Source organism: Aminobacter sp. Piv2-1, assembly GCF_037625995.1.
In the GTDB taxonomy this organism is placed as follows: Bacteria; Pseudomonadota; Alphaproteobacteria; order Rhizobiales; family Rhizobiaceae; genus Aminobacter.
Genome location: NZ_JARKMU010000011.1, coordinates 14,167 through 31,330 on the forward strand (window position 1 = coordinate 14,167; position 17,164 = coordinate 31,330).

Below are 17,164 nucleotides of genomic sequence, written 5' to 3' on the forward strand. Positions count from 1 at the left end.
AAGGAGAAGAACCATGCGCCATGGATTTGCCGGCCGCCGGTTCAGCCGCAGTGCAAGCCACCGCAAGGCGATGTTTGCGAACCTCGCCGTTTCGCTGCTCGAGCATGAGCAGATCGTCACCACCCTGCCGAAGGCGAAGGACCTGCGTCCGATCGTCGAGAAGCTGATCACCCTCGGCAAGCGCGGCGACCTGCACGCTCGCCGTCAGGTCATCGCCCAGATCGGCAACGAACACGTCGTCAAGCGCCTGTTCGACACGATCGCTCCGCGCTACGCCCAGCGTCACGGCGGCTACCTGCGCATCATGAAGGCAGGCTTCCGTCACGGTGACAACGCGCCGCTCGCGGTCATCGAGTTCGTCGACCGCGACACCTCGGCCAAGGGCGCCGGCGATCGCGTTCGCCTCGAGGCCGAAGCTGCCAACGAAGCCGAAGCCGCTTGATCGGGCAACTGCCTGATACGAACTGACCGAAGGGGCCCTGGTGGCCCCTTTTGTTTTTGAAGGACGGCTCTGCCTCCAGCAGTCCTTCCGCAACAATTGGCAAGTGCGCGGAAATTAGCGATTTCGAGGCCCCGACAGCCTTTCATTTTGCACAATCGTCGGAACAATGGCGGCAACAAGCTTTGGAGGATTCGCGATGCGCGCGAAACGACTTTCCCTGCTCCTGCTGTGCGGCTGGATGGCGGTCGCGGGGGCAGCCACGGCCCAGGAGGCCGCCAAGCCGGCTGAGGACCCGGGCCTCTCGGATGTGCTGACCGATCTGTTGAGCGGCGGCAAGGGCGACGGCTCCGCCACGCCGGGGCCGGACCGCCGGGTGCCGTTCGGCCGCGAGGAGATGCAGCTGTCCTTCGCGCCGCTGGTCAAGGACACCGCCGCGGCCGTGGTCAACGTCTACGCCTCGCAGCAGGCTAAGGTGCGCTCGCCCTTCGAAGGTGACCCGTTCTTCGAGCAGTTCTTCGGTCGCGCCGCGCCGCGCCAGCGCTCGTCGCTCGGCTCGGGCGTCATGGTCGATGCGAGCGGCATCGTCGTCACCAACAATCACGTGGTACAGGACGCCGACCAGGTGAAGGTGGCGCTGTCGGACGGCCGCGAGTTCACGAGCAAGATCCTGCTCAAGGACGAGACGCTCGACCTCGCGGTGCTGAAGATTGATTCCGACAAGCCGTTCCCCACAGTGCCCATAGGCGATTCCGATGCGCTGCAGGTCGGCGACCTCGTGCTTGCCATCGGCAATCCGTTCGGCGTCGGGCAGACGACCACCAGCGGCATCGTCTCGGCGCTGGCGCGCACCCATATCGGCGTCGCTGATTCCAGCTTCTTCATCCAGACCGATGCCGCCATCAATCCAGGCAATTCGGGTGGCGCGCTCATCAACATGGGCGGCCAGCTCGTCGGCATCAACACCGCCATCTTCAGCCGCGGCGGCGGTTCGATCGGCATCGGCTTTGCGATCCCGTCCAACATGGTGCGGGCCTTCACCGACGCCGCCAAGAGCGGCGCGCAGTTCTTCGAGCGGCCCTTCGTCGGGGCGACTTTCGAACCCGTGACACCGCAGATCGCCGAATCGCTCGGCATGGACCACCCGACCGGGGCCCTGATCTCGTCCGTCGACGACAATGGTCCGGCGGCGCGCGCCGGCCTCAAGCCCGGCGACGTGGTGCTTGCCTTCAACGGCAAGCCCGTGGAGCACATGGAGGCGCTCGACTTCCGCCTGGCCACGCAGCCGATCGGCGGCAAGGCGACGCTGCAGGTGTTGAGCAAGGGAGAGGAAAAGGCGGTCGAGGTCGCGCTCGAACGCGCTCCCGAGGGCACCAGCGCCAACGAAGTGCTGCTGCGCGGGCGCAGCCCGTTTGCAGGCGCCAAGGTGGCGGAGCTTTCGCCGCGTCTGGCACAGCGGCTGCGCGTGGCCAGCGGTACCAAGGGCGTGGTGATCGTCGATGTCGACGGCGGCTCGCCCGCTGCAGGCTTCGGCTTCAGGCGTGGCGACATCGTCCGCGAGCTCAATGGCGAAGAGATCGCCACCGCGCAGCAGCTGAAGCAGCTCTCCGAGGAGGATTCGCGCTGGTGGCGGTTCACCGTCGAGCGCGACGGCCGCGTCATGCGGCAGATGCTGCGCTACTGACGGTGCTATGATCCGGCATCATGTCATGCACATTCACCTGGGCAGGCCGTAGCCACGAGATCGGGAGGGCGGCACAGTGAGTTCCCTCTTCGACGACGCCGCACCGCGACCGCTGGCGGAGACGCTTCGTCCGCAGCGCCTTTCCGAGGTCATCGGGCAGGACCATCTGCTCGGCGCCGACGGTCCCGTCGGACGCATGGTGAAGTCGCGCAAGGTTTCGTCCTTCATCCTCTGGGGACCGCCGGGCGTCGGCAAGACGACGATCGCGCGGCTGGTTGCCAAGGAAGTCGGCCTCGACTTCGTGCAGCTTTCCGCCGTGCTTTCCGGCGTCGCCGACCTGCGCAAGGTGGTCGAAGCCGCCCGCCAGCTCCGCGGCGGGGCAGGGCGGCAGACGGTCGTGTTCGTGGACGAACTGCATCGCTTCAACCGTACCACCCAGGATGCGCTGCTGCCGCACGTCGAGGATGGCACCATCGTGCTGATCGGCGCTACGACGGAAAATCCGAGCTTCAGCCTGGTTGCTGCACTTCTGTCGCGCGCCAAGGTCTACACGCTCCGCCGCTTCGAGAAGGAGGATCTCGTCATCCTCGCGGAGCGCGCTGAAGCGCACACCGGCAAGAAGCTGCCGCTCGACGAGGCTGCCCGCGACGCCTTGCTTACCATGGCCGACGGCGACGGCCGCTATCTCATCGGGCTGTGCGAAGAGCTGTTCGCGCTCCCTTCCGGCACCGTGCTGGACGTGGCGGGGTTGGCTGAGGCCGTGCAGAAGCGCGCGCCCGTCTATGATAAGGGCCAGGAAGAGCACTACAACCTGCTGAGCTGCTTCCACAAAAGCCTGCGTGGCAGCGACGTGCAGGCAGCCCTCTACTGGGCGGCACGCATGGTGGTCGGCGGCGAAGATCCCGGCACCATCTTCCGGCGCCTTGCCTGCGCCGCCTCCGAGGACGTCGGCATGGCCGATCCCCAGGCGTTGCAGCAGGTCGTCACCGCCTGGACGGCGTTCGAACGCGTCGGCTGGCCCGAGGGGCGGCTGTTCATGGCCCAGGCGATCACCTATGTGGCGACCGCGCCTAAATCGAACGCGTCCTACATGGGCTTCAACCAAGCCATTGCGCTGGCCCAGCAGACGGGATCGCTGGCGCCGCCGAAGCACATCCTGAATGCGCCGACCAAGCTCATGAAGGAACTCGGCTATCACGAGGGCTATCGCTACGATCACGACTATCCGGACGCTTTCTCCGGCCAGGAATTCATGCCCGACGAGTTCGCCGGACCCAATCGTCGCGAATTCTACGTGCCCAACGAGCGCGGCTTCGAACGAGACGTGAAGAAGCGGCTCGACTACTGGGCGAAGCTGCGGGCCGACCGCAAGGACTAGTCTCGCAGACAGCTCGAGTGCCTTTCGGCACTTCACATTTAATTGCAAAAAAATTATTGCAAGAAAATGCAATCATATGTATCTCATCGTTGACGCGATAGCGCCGTCGACGATTTCAAGAGGATGTATGATGAAGCAGGTAACCGACAAGCTCTGGATCTCGGGTCAGCCGTCCGACGCGGATTTGGTGGCAGCCGGCGGGGCTGGCATTCGCAAGATCATCAACAACCGCCCGGCCAACGAGGAGCCGGGTCAGGCAACCATGTCCGAGGCGGCAGACCGGGCACGGCAGTTGGGCATGGAGTTCGTCAACATCCCGGTGGCGCCGGGACGCTACTCGCTGGAAGCCGTGCGCGCCTTCCAGGCTGCTGTCGCCGACGCCGGCGGGCCGGTGCTCGCTCATTGCAAGTCCGCGACGCGCTCGCTGTCGCTCTGGGCGATCGGCGAAGTGCTCGATGGCCGCCTCGATACGGGCGACCTCGATGGGTTGGGTTCGCGACTCGGCATCAACCTGGCCGGCGCCAAGGACTGGCTGCGCGACAATTCCTGACGATTTTCCAATTCAAGACAAAGGGATGGGGCCGAACATGCCCATGAAACCCGAGGTTACCGCCTTCTTCGATCCGCGCACCTTCTCGGTGCAATATGTCGTTGCCGATCCGGTCTCCAGGAAATGCGCGATCATCGATCCGGTGCTCGATTTCGACGAGAAGTCTGGTTCCACGGCGACCACCAATGCCGACCGCATCCTCGATTTCGTCGAAGAGCGTGGCCTGACGGTCGAGTGGATTCTGGACACTCATCCGCACGCCGACCACTTTTCGGCCGCCCGCTATCTGAAATCCAGGACGGGCGCGCCTACGGCGATCGGCGAGCGCGTCGTCGACGTCCAGAAGCTCTGGAAGGGCATCTACAACTGGCCGGAATTGGCCGACGACGGTTCGCAGTGGGACAAGCTGTTTGCCGAAGGCGAAACGTTCTCGATCGGCGGGATTCCAGCACGAGTGCTGTTCTCGCCGGGACACACGCTCGCCTCGATCACCTATGTGATCGGCGACGCGGCCTTCGTGCACGACACGATGTTCATGCCGGACAGCGGAACGGCGCGCGCCGACTTTCCGGGCGGCAGCGCCAGGCGGCTCTGGCAATCCATCCAGCAGATCCTGGAGCTGCCCGGCGATACCCGGCTGTTCACCGGCCACGACTATCAGCCGGGCGGGCGCGAGCCGCGATGGGAAAGCACGGTAGCCGAGCAGAAGGCGCGCAACACGCACGTCTCCAAATGCGCGTCGGAAGCGGATTTCGTCGCCGTGCGCGAGGCGCGCGACAGCACCTTGCCGATGCCGAAGCTCATTCTCCACGCCCTGCAGATCAACATCAACGGCGGGCGTCTGCCCGAACCGGAAGCCAACGGCAGGCGCTACCTGAAATTCCCGCTCGATGCGCTCGAGGGTGCCAACTGGGGTTAGGACCATGCAACAGGAACCGAAAGTGCCGGTATCGGATCTGCTCGAGCGGGCAGGCGAGGCTTCGGAATTCCTGAAGAAGCTCGCCAACCCGAACCGGCTGATGATCGCCTGTGCTCTCGCCGACGGCGAGCGTTCGGTGCGCGAACTCGAAGACAGCCTCGGCATCAGGCAGCCCGGGCTCTCCCAGCAGATCGCCGAACTGCGCGATGCCGGGCTGATCATCGGCCGCAAGGAATCGAAGTCCGTCTTCTACCGGCTCGCCGACGAGCGGGTGAGGGCGGTCGTGACCTTGCTCTGCCGCCTGTTCTGCGATCCGGGCGCGGAAGTTGCCGCAATCGAAGGCCGATGACATGACCGAGTTTACTCCGATAGCCGCCACCGTGGGTGGCATCCTCATCGGTCTTTCCGCCGTTCTCCTGATGGCGTGGGAAGGGCGCATCGCCGGCATATCCGGCATCGCCGGCCGCCTGTTGCCGCCCTATGGCGACAAGGCCTTGCCTTCGCGTCTGGCCTTTGTGCTCGGCCTCGTGGGGGCGCCTCTGGTTTATGCGGCGGCGACCGGCAGCCAGGTGGTCCAGACGGTTTCGGCCAACCTGCCCCTGATGGCCTTGGCCGGGCTCCTCGTCGGCTTCGGTTCGGTCTACGGCAGCGGCTGCACCAGCGGCCACGGCGTCTGCGGCCTGTCGCGGCTTTCCGTCCGTTCGTTGGTGGCGACGCTGACCTTCATGGCGACGGCATTCGTCACCGTCTTCGTCGTCCGGCACGTGGTGGGGGCCTAGGCATGTCTTTTGTCGTCAATCTCGTTCTCGGCCTCCTGTTCGGCATCGGCCTTGTCGTGTCGGGCATGTCCGATCCGGCCAAGGTTCTGAACTTCCTCGATCTGTTCGGCACCTGGGATCCCTCGCTTGCCTTCGTGATGGGCGGGGCCGTGGTCACCACCTTCATCGGCTACCGCCTCGTCTTCAGACGGCCGAAGCCGGTGGCGGCTGATGCGTTCCATCTGCCCGCCAACAACGCCATCGACCGGAGGATATTGGTCGGGCCGGCCATCTTCGGCATCGGCTGGGGCCTTGGCGGGTTCTGCCCCGGGCCGGCGCTGACCGCGACCGCGCTCGGAGCAGCCGGCACCTATGCGTTCCTGCCGATGATGTTCCTCGGCATGTGGCTTGCCCGTTGGACGGTCGACCGACGCTTCTCGCCGGTCTTCACATCGCCACCAGCGCCTTGATCCCGTCGGCGACGAACTGGACGGCGAGCGCTGCCAGGATCACGCCGAGCAAGCGGGTCAGGATCGACCGGCCGGTCTGGCCGAGGAAGCGGTCGATGCGCTCGGCGAGCACGAAGACGATATAGGTCAGGGCCAGGCAGATGAAGATGATGCCTACCAGCGTCACCTGGCCCACCCAGCCGTCGAACGAGCCCGACAAAAGCACGGTGGCCGATATCGCGCCGGGGCCGGCGATCAGCGGGATGGCGAGCGGGAAGGCGGCGATGTTGTGGATGTGGTCCTTGGTGATCGCCACGTCCGAGATCTTCTCCTTGCGGTCCTGCCGGCGCTCGAACACCATCTCGAAGGCGATGAAGAACAGCAGGAATCCGCCGGCCACCCGGAAGGCGGGCAGGGTGATGCCGAACACGGTGAGGATGGCAGCACCCGCGACGGCGAACAGGGCGAGCACGGCGAAGCCCATGATGCTGGCACGCACCGATACCTGCTGCCGCTCGTCGCGGTTCATGCCGCGCGTCACCGCCAGGAAAAGCGGGGCGAGTCCCGGTGGGTCGATGGTCACGAGCAGGGTGACGAAAGCGTTGAAAATGCTGTCGAATTGCGGCATCGGCATCCCCCCGGGGCGAATGCAGGCTAACCTGCGGCATGCGCCGGCGCCAGAGCAATCGCGTCCTGCTTGGCGTTATGCCCCGCGCATCTGGCTTCCGGGTGCGGCCGACAGACTGCCGCGTATTTGGCTTGACGATCTATCCTATTGATATTGCGGACTAAATCAGTGTTGGAAAAGCGCGCCCAAAGTTGGTCAAGCACGCACCGTTCCTATATAAAGAGTAAATGATTCCCAACATGCGTGATCCGAGTTGACCGACCAGAAATCACCGCGCGGACCTGAAGGTCCCTCCGGCATCGAGCCGATTTCCATCATCGAGGAGATGCAGCGCTCCTACCTCGATTACGCCATGAGCGTGATCGTGAGCCGCGCGCTGCCCGACGTGCGCGACGGCATGAAGCCCGTGCACCGGCGCATCCTCTATGCCTCGCACGAGAGCGGCTATCACTGGAACCGCAAGTATGTGAAGTCGGCGCGTCCGGTCGCCGACGTGATGGGTAAGTATCACCCGCACGGCGACGCCTCGATCTACGACGCCTTGGTGCGCATGGCGCAGGACTGGTCGATGAGCGTGCCGCTGATCGACGGTCAGGGCAATTTCGGCTCGATCGACGGCGATCCGCCCGCGGCGATGCGCTACACCGAAGCGCGTTTGACCAAGGTGGCGCACGAGCTGCTCGAGGACATCGACAAGGACACGGTCGACTTCCAGGACACCTATGACGCGTCGGGCCAGGAGCCGCGCGTCCTGCCGGCGCGCTTCCCGGCGCTGCTGGTCAACGGTGCCGGCGGCATCGCCGTCGGCATGGCGACCAACATCCCGCCGCACAACCTGACCGAGGTCTGCAACGGCGCCATCGCCGTGATGGACAATCCAGGGATCGACCTGCCCGACCTGATGGAGATCATCCCGGGCCCCGATTTCCCCACAGGCGGCCTGATCCTCGGCCGCTCGGGCATCTACAACGCCTATTCGACCGGGCGCGGCTCGGTCGTCATGCGCGGCAAGGTCAATATCGAGCAGAGCCGCGGCGACCGCGAGGCGATCGTCATCACGGAAGTTCCCTATCAGGTGAACAAGGCCTCGATGATCGAGAAGATGGCCGAACTCGTGCGCGACAAGCGCATCGAGGGCATCTCCGACATCCGCGACGAGTCGGACCGCCAAGGTTATCGCGTTGTCATCGAGCTCAAGCGCGATGCCAATGCCGAGGTGATCCTCAACCAGCTCTATCGATTCACGCCGCTGCAGACGTCGTTCGGCGCCAACATGGTGGCGCTCAACGGCGGCAAGCCGGAAGTGCTGACGCTGATCGACATGCTGAAGGCGTTTGTCGCCTTCCGCGAAGAGGTGATCAGCCGGCGCACCAAGTTCCTGCTCAAGAAGGTGCGCGACCGCGCCCATGTCTTGGTCGGCCTGGCGATCGCGGTCGCCAACATCGACGAGGTCATCAAGCTCATCCGCACCGCGCCCGATCCGCAGACGGCGCGCGACCAGCTGATGACGCGGCGCTGGCCGGCATCCGACGTCGAGTCGCTGATCCGCCTGATCGACGATCCGCGCCACCGCATCAACGACGACGGCACCTACAACCTTTCGGAAGAGCAGGCCCGCGCCATTCTCGAGCTGCGCCTGCAGCGTTTGACGGCACTGGGCCGGGACGAAATCGCCGACGAACTCAACAAGATCGGCGCCGAGATCACCGACTACCTCGCCATCCTGTCGTCGCGGGCGCGCATCCAGCAGATCGTCAGGGAAGAGCTGACCGCCGTGCGCGACGAGTTCGGCGTTCCTCGTCGCACCGAGATCACCGACGCCGGCTCGGACATGGAAGACGAAGACTTGATCCCGCGCGAGGACATGGTCGTGACCGTCAGCCATTCCGGCTACATCAAGCGCGTGCCGCTGTCGCTCTACCGGGCGCAGCGCCGCGGCGGCAAGGGCCGCTCGGGCATGTCGACCAAGGACGAGGATTTCGTCACCCGCCTGTTCGTGGCCAACACGCACACGCCGGTGCTGTTCTTCTCGTCGCGCGGCATCGTCTACAAGGAAAAGGTCTGGCGGCTGCCGATCGGCAATCCGCAGTCGCGCGGCAAGGCGCTGATCAACATGCTGCCGCTCCAGCAGGGCGAGCGCATCACCACCATCATGCCGTTGCCCGAGGACGAGACGAGCTGGGGCGAACTCGACGTGATGTTCGCCACCACGCGCGGCACCGTGCGCCGCAACAAGCTCAGCGACTTCGTCCAGGTCAATCGCAACGGCAAGATCGCCATGAAGCTGGAGGAGGAAGGCGACGAGATCCTCGGCGTCGAGACCTGCACCGACAATGACGACGTGCTTCTGACCGCCGATTCCGGCCAGTGCATACGCTTCCGCGTCGACGACGTGCGCGTGTTCCAGAGCCGCAACTCGGTCGGCGTGCGCGGCATCAGCATGGCCGATGGCGACCGCGTCATCTCGATGGCGATCATCGAGCATGTCGAGGCGAGCCCGGCCGAGCGTGCGGCCTACCTCAAGCGCTCGGTTGCCGAGCGGCGGCTCGCCGCTGGTGCTGCCGCCGGCGAAGACGAGGACATCGCGCTGACCAACGAGGAGGTCGGCGAGGAAGCCGACATCTCCGAAGAGCGCTACCAGTTCCTGACCCAGCACGAACAGTTCGTGCTGACGGTCACCGACTATGGCTACGGCAAGCGCTCGTCGTCCTACGATTTCCGCCTGACCAATCGCGGCGGCAAGGGCATCCGCGCCACCGACGTGTCAAAGACGGCCGAGATCGGCAAGCTGGTGGCGACGTTCCCGGTCGGCAACGACGACCAGATCATGCTGGTTTCCGACGGCGGACAGGTCATCCGCGTGCCGGTCGACGGCATCCGTTTCGCCAGCCGCGCCACCAAGGGCGTGACCATCTTCAACACCGCCGAAGGCGAGAAGGTGGTTTCGGTCGAGCGCATTTCCGAGCCGCAGGGCGAGGATGATGCCGACGAGGCGCCGGGCGACGAAGCTCCGGTGAGCGAGGAAGGCTGAACCGCAAGGCCGCTGACGTATCAGCGGCTTACGCCGTCGGGTTAAAGAAAAAGCGGCGCGTGAGCGCCGCTTTTGCCTGGAGGGGCAGAGAAGCAGTGGTCTGGGCGGATCAGCGCGGTAGCCGCGGATCGCGCCACCCCGGAAGCCGGACACGAGCGGTCTGAACCTTGGTTCGCATCCGGTGCGCCTCCTGGTGGAGGGCGAAGGCGGTGGCGATGAGCATGGCCAGTGTCATGGCCGCGGCGAGCATGTAGATCATCATGGCGCTGTTCTCCTGCCTGAAATAACGGGCGACGCGCTGTTTGGTTTCATCGACTATAGAGATGGTTTATTCACATCCCCTTGAACGAAACCTGAGACTTCCATTCATCCTGCGTTCATCTTGTAAACCATGCGGGAAGCGCCGGATGGCCAAGTTCGGGCTGGTGCCCGCTTCCACCTTGACCGCCGATGTTCTAGAAGCAGGCGCATGACCGATCGCATCGCCATCTACGCCGGGTCCTTCGACCCCCTCACCAACGGCCATCTCGACGTGCTCAAGGCGTCGCTGGCGGTCGCCGACGTCGTCTACGCGGCCATCGGGATTCATCCCGGCAAGAAGCCGCTGTTCTCCTTCGAGGAGCGCGTGGCGCTGATCGAGGATGCGGCCAAGTCGGAGTTCGGCAAGGATGGCGGTCGCATCAAGGTCGTTGCCTTCGACGGGCTGGTCATCGACGCCGCCCGCCGAGAGGGCGCCTCGATCATGATCCGCGGCCTGCGCGACGGCACCGACCTCGACTACGAGATGCAGATGGCCGGCATGAACGAGACCATGGCGCCGGAACTGCAGACGGTTTTCCTGCCGGCGAGCCCATCCGTCCGCACGATTACCGCCACACTTGTCCGCCAGATTGCCTCGATGGGCGGCGACATCCGCCCGTTTGTGCCTGCGGCGGTTGCCAAGGCCCTCAACGCCAAATTCGCGAAATAATCCTGGAGTACCGATCAATGCAGCTCAGGAAGCTTGCCTCGTCTTTCGTCGTCCTTGCCGGCCTCTTCGCCGGTTCGGCTTCGGCCTTTGCCGCCGATCCCGAGAACACCATGGTCATCACGCTCAAGGACGGCGATGTGACGGTAGAACTCCGTCCCGACCTCGCGCCCAAGCATGTCGAACAGATCAAGAAGCTGGTGCGCGACGGCGAATATGACAACGTCGCCTTCCATCGCGTCATCGAAGGCTTCATGGCCCAGACCGGCGACGTCGAATTCGGCGACATGAAGGACGGCTACAGCGCCGCGCGCGCCGGCACCGGCGGTTCGAAGCTGCCCGACCTGCCGGCCGAGTTCTCCAAGGAGAACTTCAAGCGCGGCGTCGTCGGCATGGCGCGTGCCCAGGATCCGAATTCGGCCAATTCGCAGTTCTTCATCATGTTCGACACCGCTTCCTCGCTCGACGGCCAGTACACCATCGTCGGTGACGTCGAGAGCGGCATGGAACTGGTCGACAAGATCAAGAAGGGCGATGCAGCCGAGAACGGCGTCGTCACCGACCCCGACCGCATGATCAAGGTCCGCATCGCTGCGGACGGCAAGTAAAGGTCCGCATCGCTGCGGACGGCAAGTAATCTGTAACAGAGAAGGAATTCAGTCATGGCCGAGATCAAGGATCGCGAGAACGCGCTGATCATGGAAACCACCAAGGGCAAGGTGGTCATCGAATTGCTCCCCGACCTGGCCCCCGGCCACGTCGCCCGCATCAAGGAACTGGCTCGCGAAGGCGCCTATGACGGCGTCGTCTTCCACCGCGTCATCGACGGCTTCATGGCCCAGACCGGCGACGTCAAGTTCGGCAAGTCGGGCGGCAAGGACTTCAACCCCAGCCGTGCCGGCATGGGCGGTTCGGACAAGCCGGACCTGAAGGCCGAGTTCTCCAACATGAACCACGCCCGCGGCACCTGCTCGATGGCCCGCGCCCAGAACCCGAACTCCGCCAACTCGCAGTTCTTCATCTGCTTCGAGGACGCGGGCTTCCTCAACCGCCAGTACACGGTGTGGGGCCAGGTCATCGAGGGCATGGACAACGTCGACAAGATCAAGCGCGGCGAGCCGGTGGTCGACCCCGACAAGATCGTGTCGATGAAGGTCGCCGCGGACGTCAAGGAGTAACAGGTGGCAGGCGCTCTCTGGTCGCTTCTCGGCGTTCTGGCGGGCGCCTTCGTCGCCATTCAGGCTCCCATAAATGCGCAGCTGGCGCGCGGGCTCGGTGTGCCTGTCGCGGCAGCTGCGATTTCCTTCCTCTCGGGTGCGATCGTACTCGGGCTGGTCACCTATTTCACCACGCGTTCGCAGGGTCTGGTCATCGACTGGAAGGCGCCCGCACCTTGGCTGTTCGTGGCCGGCGGCGCACTGGGCGCCGTCTATGTCACCTCGACCGTGCTTCTGACCCCTCGCATCGGCGCAGCCGCCCTGATGGCCTTCCTGGTCGCGGGCCAGCTTCTCGCCGGCATGCTGGTGGACAAGGCCGGAGTTTTCGGCGTCGCCGTGCGCGAGCTCTCCACGGGCCGCATCGTCGGCGCCATGCTGCTGCTCGCCGGCGCGCTGATGATCCGTATCTACTGATGCGTGTAGACCTTTTCGATTTCGAGCTGCCGGAAGAGCGGATCGCGCTCAGGCCCGCCGAACCGCGCGACACGGCGCGGCTTTTGTTCGTGCAGCCGGGCGAAGCTTTGGCCGACCTTTCGGTGCGCGACCTGCCGTCGCTGCTCGAACCGGGCGACGTCCTGGTGCTGAACGATACACGCGTCATTCCGGCGCAGCTGAAGGGGGTTCGCGTGCGCGGCGAGGCTGTCGCCCATGTCGAGGCGACCCTGCACATGCGCACCGCGCCCGATCGCTGGCTCGCCTTCATGCGGCCCGGCAAGCGTGTGGCCGTCGGCGACCGTATCCAGTTCGGCCACGACGCCGAGGCCTGCATGCTGGGCCAGCTCGACGCGACCGTGGTGGAGAAAGGCGAGGGTGGCGAGGCGTTGCTGGTCTTCGACCTGTCCGGTCCGGCGCTGGACGAGGCGCTGCACGCCGTTGGCCACATTCCGCTCCCGCCCTACATCGCCTCTAAACGCGGCGACGACGAGCGCGACCGCAAGGACTACCAGACCGTCTATGCGCGGGAGGAGGGCGCGGTCGCGGCCCCTACGGCAGGCCTGCATTTCACGCCGGAGCTGTTTGCAGCGCTCGAGGCGCGCGGGGTGGAAAGGCAGTTCGTGACGCTGCATGTCGGCGCCGGCACCTTCCTGCCGGTGAAGGCGGACGACACCGCCGACCACAAGATGCACGCCGAGATCGGCCACGTGTCGGCGGAGACCGCAGCCGCGCTGAATGCCGCGCGGGCGCGCGGCAACAAGGTGGTTGCCGTGGGCACGACCTCGCTGCGGCTGATGGAAAGTGCGGCGCGCGCCGATGGCACGCTGGCGGCGTGGTCCGGGCCTACTGACATCTTCATCACGCCCGGCTACCGCTTCAGGTTCGTCGACGCGTTGATGACCAATTTCCATCTGCCGCGCTCGACGCTGTTCATGCTGGTTTCGGCCTTCGCGGGGCTCGAGCGCATGCGCGAGGTCTATGCGCACGCCATTTCGAGCGGCTACCGCTTCTATTCCTACGGCGACGCCAGCCTGCTGTTCAGGGACGACCGATGAGTTCAGAGTTCACCTTCAAGCTGCTCGCGACCGACGGCAAGGCGCGGCGCGGCGAGATCACCATGCCGCGCGGCACGATCCGCACTCCGGCCTTCATGCCTGTCGGCACCGGCGGCACGGTGAAGGCGATGTACATGGACCAGGTGCGCGGCGTCGGCGCCGACATCATCCTGGGCAACACCTATCACCTGATGCTGCGCCCCGGCGCCGAGCGGGTGGCCAAGCTCGGCGGCCTGCATGAATTCGCCCGCTGGCCGCACCCGATCCTGACCGATTCCGGCGGCTTCCAGGTGATGTCGCTGTCGAAGCTGCGCAAGATCAGCGAGAAGGGCGTGACCTTCCGCTCCCATATCGACGGTGCGCCCTACGAGATGTCGCCGGAGCGTTCGATCGAGATCCAGGGCCTGCTCGATTCCGACATCCAGATGCAGCTCGACGAATGCACGGCGCTGCCGTCGACGCCCAAGGAGATCCAGCGCGCCATGGAGCTGTCGCTGCGCTGGGCCGAGCGTTGCAAGAAGGCCTTCGGCGACCAGCCGGGCAAGGCGATGTTCGGCATCGTGCAGGGCGGCGACATCCCCGACATGCGGGTGCGCTCGGCGCAGGCGCTGAAGGCGCTCGACCTCAAGGGCTATGCGGTCGGCGGCCTCGCCGTCGGCGAACCGCAGGAAGTGATGCTCGACATGCTCGACATCACCTGCCCGGAGCTGCCCCACGAAAAACCGCGCTACCTGATGGGCGTGGGCACGCCCGACGACATCATCAAGTCGGTGGCGCGCGGCATCGACATGTTCGACTGCGTGATGCCGACGCGCGCCGGCCGCCACGGTCTTGCCTATACGAGGCGCGGCAAGGTGAACCTGCGCAACGCCCGCCATGCCGACGACCCGCGGCCGCTGGACGAAGAGAGCGATTGCCCGGCGGCGCGCGACTACAGCCGCGCCTATCTGCACCATCTGGTGCGGTCGGGCGAGGCGCTGGGCGCGATGCTGCTGACCTGGAACAACCTGTCCTACTACCAGCACCTGATGAGCGAGATCCGCGCCGCGATCGAGGCGGGACGCTTCGCCGACCGGACGGCCGAGATCAGCGAAGGCTGGGCGCAGGGCGACATTCCGCTCCATCAGGGCTGAGGCTCACAGCTCCTTTTCGGCCAGTTCGCGGAAGGCATCGGGCACTGAGCCTGCGCGCCCGAGCGCGACGGAGGCATAGCCGACGGCCTCCCAGCCGAAACGTTCGCGGATGGCGTCCATTGCGCGGTCGGCGCCCCAGCGCGCCTGGCCTTTTTTCGTGCCCGGTCGGTGGCGCTCGTCGGCGAGGCCCAGCGGCAGTTCGAGCTGCAGGCCTGAATGTTCCTCGAGATGCGAGACCGAGATCGCCAGCAGCGAGATGGTGCGCTCGTTCGGGTATTGGGCAAGCACGCCGCGCACCAACTCCTCGGCGATCTCGGAGATCATCGCGGTGGCGGAAACCGGCGCGTCGAGCGTGATCGACCGCGTCACCGAACGCAGGTCGACGAAGCGCACCCGCGCGGTTACCGTGCGCCCCGGACGGGATTTCGCGCGGAGGCGCGAGGCGACGCGGTCGGCGAGATGGCGCAGCGCCGGGACGAAGACGTCAGGTTGGGCCGGTTTCATGCCCAGGGCCGACTGCGCGCCCGCGGAATGGGCGCGGCGATGCGGCCGGAGGCGGCGCGGATCGCGGTTCCAGGCGAGCGCCGACAGTTTTTCGCCGGCGGCCGGGCCGAGCAGACGTTCGAGCGCATGACGGTTGGCATTGGCCAACTGACCGATGGTGGTGATGCCGGCGTCGGCGAGCCGTGTTTCCGTGGCCGGGCCGACGCCCCACATCAGTCCGACGGGCAATTCGTGCAGGAAGGCGAGTTCGGTGCCGGGATCGACGACGACCAGCCCGTCGGGCTTGGCCACCTGCGAGGCGATCTTGGCGAGATGCTTGGTACGGGCGACGCCGACCGAGATCGGCAGGCCGAGTTCGCTGCGCACCCTGTGCCTGATCTGACGGGCGATCTCCTCCGGCTCACCGAAGAGATGGGTGCAGCCGGCGACATCGGCGAACGCCTCGTCGATGGAGATGCGTTCGACCAATGGGGTGAAGTCGCCGAGCACCGCGATCGCCGCGTCGCCGAGCCGCTGGTATTCCCTGAAATTGCCGCCGACGAAGATGAGCTGGGGGCAGAGCTCGCGGGCCTGCCGGCCCGGCATGCCGCCGCGGACGCCGAAGGCCTTGGCCTCGTAGGAGGCGGCGAGCACCACCCCGCCGCCGACGGCGATGGGCTTGCCCTTGAGGGTCGGGTCGAGCAGCTGCTCGACCGACGCGTAGAAGGCGTCGAGGTCGGCATGCAGGATGGTGGCTGCGCTTTCCATCGTGGTGTTCTGTCGAGAGTTGGATAAGAACATAAAGGGAACATACAAGCAAGAAGTCAAGCACTGGTGCAAGCGGTGGGCGGTCGTCAGGGCTTCTTGACGCGAGCAGCCTCGACTAGAGTGCGGCCGACCAAGGAGGGTTTCATGACCGTTTCGCCGCGCATTCCGACATTCGAAGACGTCAAGGTGGCGGCATCGCGCATATTTGGCGTCGCGCATCGCACACCGGTGCTGACCTCGCGCACCGCCGACGGGCTCTCTGGCGGCACGCTGTTCTTCAAGGCCGAGAACCTGCAGCGGGCCGGCGCCTTCAAGTTCCGGGGTGCCTACAATGCCGTCTCAGCGCTCGATGCCGAAGCGCGGCGCAAAGGGGTTGTGGCCTATTCCTCCGGCAACCATGCGCAGGCGCTCGCCTATGCCGCAACGCTGCTCGGCGCGCCGTCGGTCATCGTGATGCCAAAGGACGCGCCGGAGATAAAGGTTATGGCGACGCGGGGCTATGGCGCGGAAGTGGTGTTCTTCGATCGTTACAAGGACGACCGCGAGGCGATCGCGCGCGGCATTTCGGAAGAACGCGGCATGACGATGATACCGCCATTCGACCATGCCGACATCATCGCTGGGCAGGGCACGGCGGCGCTGGAGCTGATCGAGGAGGTTGGTCAGCTCGACGTGCTGATAACGCCGCTCGGGGGCGGCGGGTTGCTGGCCGGCTGTGCGCTCAGCGCCAAGGCGTTGGCGCCGGGCTGCCGCGTGATCGGCGTCGAGCCGGAGGCCGGAAACGATGGCCAGCAGTCGTTGCACAAGGGCGAGGTGGTGCGCATCGCGCCGCCCAAGTCGATCGCCGACGGCGCGTTGACCACCTTCGTCGGCGACCGCAATTTCCCGATCCTGCAGGCCAAGGTCGACGACATCGTCACCGTCAGCGATGCGCAGCTGGTGCAGACGATGCGTTTCTTTGCCGAGCGCATGAAGGTGATCGTCGAGCCGACGGGCTGCCTGGGCGCGGCTGCAGCACTCAGGGGTGTTATCGACTGCGCGGGAAAACGCGTTGGTATCGTGCTCAGCGGTGGGAATGTCGATCTCAAGGCGTTGAGTGCGTTCTTCGCGGAAGCCTGATGGCAGGGGCCGCTGGTCGGTGCGAGTTCGATGCTCGCCGGACACGTTGATCGCAGCGGCTTGAAATTCACCGGTAGTCCGACTATCTAGCCGCCATCAGCAATTTCAACAGGATGTGTGCATCAATGGATTTCTACCCGACAGCAACGCC

The 17,164-nt window shown here is 65.4% G+C and carries 17 protein-coding genes and 1 pseudogene; 15 read left to right on the forward strand and 3 right to left on the reverse strand.

The features are described 5' to 3' along the window. Nucleotides 1-13 precede the first annotated feature (13 nt). The 7 genes and pseudogenes from rplQ (at nt 14) to AmiPiv_RS19255 (ending at nt 6,198) form a co-directional block, all read left to right on the forward strand. The gene (gene rplQ, locus AmiPiv_RS19225; RefSeq protein ID WP_340039908.1) at nt 14-442 is read left to right on the forward strand and encodes a 50S ribosomal protein L17; all 429 of its coding nucleotides are present in this window, start codon (nt 14-16) and stop codon (nt 440-442) included. 196 nt (nt 443-638) lie between these two features. Continuing rightward, nucleotides 639-2,123, forward strand: coding sequence for a DegQ family serine endoprotease (locus AmiPiv_RS19230; protein ID WP_340039910.1), 1,485 nt, complete (start codon nt 639-641; stop codon nt 2,121-2,123). 76 nt (nt 2,124-2,199) lie between these two features. Continuing rightward, entirely contained in the window at nt 2,200-3,501 is a 1,302-nt protein-coding gene (locus AmiPiv_RS19235; RefSeq protein ID WP_340039912.1) for a replication-associated recombination protein A, read from the forward strand. Between the two features lie 130 nt (nt 3,502-3,631). Further along, nucleotides 3,632-4,970: pseudogene (blh, locus tag AmiPiv_RS19240) on the forward strand (bifunctional sulfur transferase/dioxygenase Blh). A 4-nt stretch (nt 4,971-4,974) separates the two neighbouring features. Beyond that, the gene (locus AmiPiv_RS19245; protein ID WP_340039914.1) at nt 4,975-5,319 is read left to right on the forward strand and encodes an ArsR/SmtB family transcription factor; all 345 of its coding nucleotides are present in this window, start codon (nt 4,975-4,977) and stop codon (nt 5,317-5,319) included. Between the two features lies 1 nt (nt 5,320). Beyond that, nucleotides 5,321-5,749: a YeeE/YedE family protein gene (locus tag AmiPiv_RS19250; RefSeq protein ID WP_340039916.1), complete on the forward strand. Its 429-nt coding sequence runs from the start codon at nt 5,321-5,323 to the stop codon at nt 5,747-5,749. A 2-nt stretch (nt 5,750-5,751) separates the two neighbouring features. After that, the gene (locus tag AmiPiv_RS19255) at nt 5,752-6,198 is read left to right on the forward strand and encodes a YeeE/YedE family protein (RefSeq protein WP_340039918.1); all 447 of its coding nucleotides are present in this window, start codon (nt 5,752-5,754) and stop codon (nt 6,196-6,198) included. On the opposite strand, the gene AmiPiv_RS19260 is transcribed toward AmiPiv_RS19255, so the two are convergent. Further along, a complete protein-coding gene (locus tag AmiPiv_RS19260) occupies nt 6,176-6,805 on the reverse strand; it encodes a MarC family protein (protein WP_340039920.1) in 630 nt (209 codons plus the stop codon). The two genes, AmiPiv_RS19255 and AmiPiv_RS19260, sit on opposite strands and share 23 nt — an antisense overlap. A gap of 253 nt (nt 6,806-7,058) precedes the next feature. Between AmiPiv_RS19260 and gyrA the strand changes: the two genes are divergently transcribed. After that, nucleotides 7,059-9,836 (forward strand): DNA gyrase subunit A, encoded by a 2,778-nt coding sequence (gene gyrA, locus AmiPiv_RS19265; protein ID WP_340039922.1) that lies wholly within the window; start codon nt 7,059-7,061, stop codon nt 9,834-9,836. Nucleotides 9,837-9,945: 109 nt separating this feature from the next. On the opposite strand, the gene AmiPiv_RS19270 is transcribed toward gyrA, so the two are convergent. Beyond that, nucleotides 9,946-10,098, reverse strand: coding sequence for a hypothetical protein (locus tag AmiPiv_RS19270; RefSeq protein WP_340039924.1), 153 nt, complete (start codon nt 10,096-10,098; stop codon nt 9,946-9,948). 207 nt (nt 10,099-10,305) lie between these two features. Here AmiPiv_RS19270 and coaD point away from each other — a divergent pair, with 207 nt between their 5' ends. The 6 genes from coaD to tgt are packed head-to-tail and all read left to right on the forward strand — an operon-like array spanning nt 10,306 to nt 14,643. Further along, nucleotides 10,306-10,806 (forward strand): pantetheine-phosphate adenylyltransferase, encoded by a 501-nt coding sequence (coaD, locus tag AmiPiv_RS19275; protein ID WP_340039926.1) that lies wholly within the window; start codon nt 10,306-10,308, stop codon nt 10,804-10,806. A 17-nt stretch (nt 10,807-10,823) separates the two neighbouring features. Further along, entirely contained in the window at nt 10,824-11,411 is a 588-nt protein-coding gene (locus AmiPiv_RS19280) for a peptidylprolyl isomerase (RefSeq protein ID WP_340039928.1), read from the forward strand. 54 nt (nt 11,412-11,465) lie between these two features. After that, nucleotides 11,466-11,981: a peptidylprolyl isomerase gene (locus AmiPiv_RS19285; protein ID WP_340039930.1), complete on the forward strand. Its 516-nt coding sequence runs from the start codon at nt 11,466-11,468 to the stop codon at nt 11,979-11,981. Between the two features lie 3 nt (nt 11,982-11,984). Continuing rightward, nucleotides 11,985-12,434 (forward strand): DMT family transporter, encoded by a 450-nt coding sequence (locus AmiPiv_RS19290; protein ID WP_340039932.1) that lies wholly within the window; start codon nt 11,985-11,987, stop codon nt 12,432-12,434. Then, entirely contained in the window at nt 12,434-13,510 is a 1,077-nt protein-coding gene (gene queA / locus AmiPiv_RS19295; RefSeq protein WP_340039934.1) for a tRNA preQ1(34) S-adenosylmethionine ribosyltransferase-isomerase QueA, read from the forward strand. The genes AmiPiv_RS19290 and queA overlap by 1 nt, the downstream gene beginning before the upstream one ends. After that, nucleotides 13,507-14,643, forward strand: a complete 1,137-nt coding sequence (gene tgt / locus AmiPiv_RS19300) for a tRNA guanosine(34) transglycosylase Tgt (RefSeq protein WP_340039937.1) — start codon at nt 13,507-13,509, stop codon at nt 14,641-14,643. The genes queA and tgt overlap by 4 nt, the downstream gene beginning before the upstream one ends. A gap of 3 nt (nt 14,644-14,646) precedes the next feature. Here tgt and dinB read toward each other — a convergent pair whose 3' ends face one another. Further along, nucleotides 14,647-15,894 (reverse strand): DNA polymerase IV, encoded by a 1,248-nt coding sequence (gene dinB, locus AmiPiv_RS19305; protein WP_340039939.1) that lies wholly within the window; start codon nt 15,892-15,894, stop codon nt 14,647-14,649. Nucleotides 15,895-16,038: 144 nt separating this feature from the next. On the opposite strand from dinB, the gene AmiPiv_RS19310 reads away from it, so the two are divergent. Then, on the forward strand, nt 16,039-17,013 hold the full coding sequence (locus AmiPiv_RS19310) for a threo-3-hydroxy-L-aspartate ammonia-lyase (protein ID WP_340039942.1): 975 nt from the start codon (nt 16,039-16,041) through the stop codon (nt 17,011-17,013). Nucleotides 17,014-17,164: the final 151 nt, after the last annotated feature.

What these genes read in the sequence shown, in the direction of transcription:
- rplQ (WP_340039908.1), top strand. Translation starts at nt 14, where the DNA reads ATGCGCCATGGATTTGCCGGCCGCCGGTTCAGCCGCAGTGCAAGCCAC.
- AmiPiv_RS19230 (WP_340039910.1), top strand. Translation starts at nt 639, where the DNA reads ATGCGCGCGAAACGACTTTCCCTGCTCCTGCTGTGCGGCTGGATGGCG.
- AmiPiv_RS19245 (WP_340039914.1), top strand. Translation starts at nt 4,975, where the DNA reads ATGCAACAGGAACCGAAAGTGCCGGTATCGGATCTGCTCGAGCGGGCA.
- AmiPiv_RS19250 (WP_340039916.1), top strand. Translation starts at nt 5,321, where the DNA reads ATGACCGAGTTTACTCCGATAGCCGCCACCGTGGGTGGCATCCTCATC.
- AmiPiv_RS19255 (WP_340039918.1), top strand. Translation starts at nt 5,752, where the DNA reads ATGTCTTTTGTCGTCAATCTCGTTCTCGGCCTCCTGTTCGGCATCGGC.
- AmiPiv_RS19260 (WP_340039920.1), bottom strand. Translation starts at nt 6,805, where the DNA reads ATGCCGCAATTCGACAGCATTTTCAACGCTTTCGTCACCCTGCTCGTG.
- AmiPiv_RS19270 (WP_340039924.1), bottom strand. Translation starts at nt 10,098, where the DNA reads ATGATGATCTACATGCTCGCCGCGGCCATGACACTGGCCATGCTCATC.
- coaD (WP_340039926.1), top strand. Translation starts at nt 10,306, where the DNA reads ATGACCGATCGCATCGCCATCTACGCCGGGTCCTTCGACCCCCTCACC.
- AmiPiv_RS19280 (WP_340039928.1), top strand. Translation starts at nt 10,824, where the DNA reads ATGCAGCTCAGGAAGCTTGCCTCGTCTTTCGTCGTCCTTGCCGGCCTC.
- AmiPiv_RS19285 (WP_340039930.1), top strand. Translation starts at nt 11,466, where the DNA reads ATGGCCGAGATCAAGGATCGCGAGAACGCGCTGATCATGGAAACCACC.
- queA (WP_340039934.1), top strand. Translation starts at nt 12,434, where the DNA reads ATGCGTGTAGACCTTTTCGATTTCGAGCTGCCGGAAGAGCGGATCGCG.
- tgt (WP_340039937.1), top strand. Translation starts at nt 13,507, where the DNA reads ATGAGTTCAGAGTTCACCTTCAAGCTGCTCGCGACCGACGGCAAGGCG.
- dinB (WP_340039939.1), bottom strand. Translation starts at nt 15,894, where the DNA reads ATGGAAAGCGCAGCCACCATCCTGCATGCCGACCTCGACGCCTTCTAC.
- AmiPiv_RS19310 (WP_340039942.1), top strand. Translation starts at nt 16,039, where the DNA reads ATGACCGTTTCGCCGCGCATTCCGACATTCGAAGACGTCAAGGTGGCG.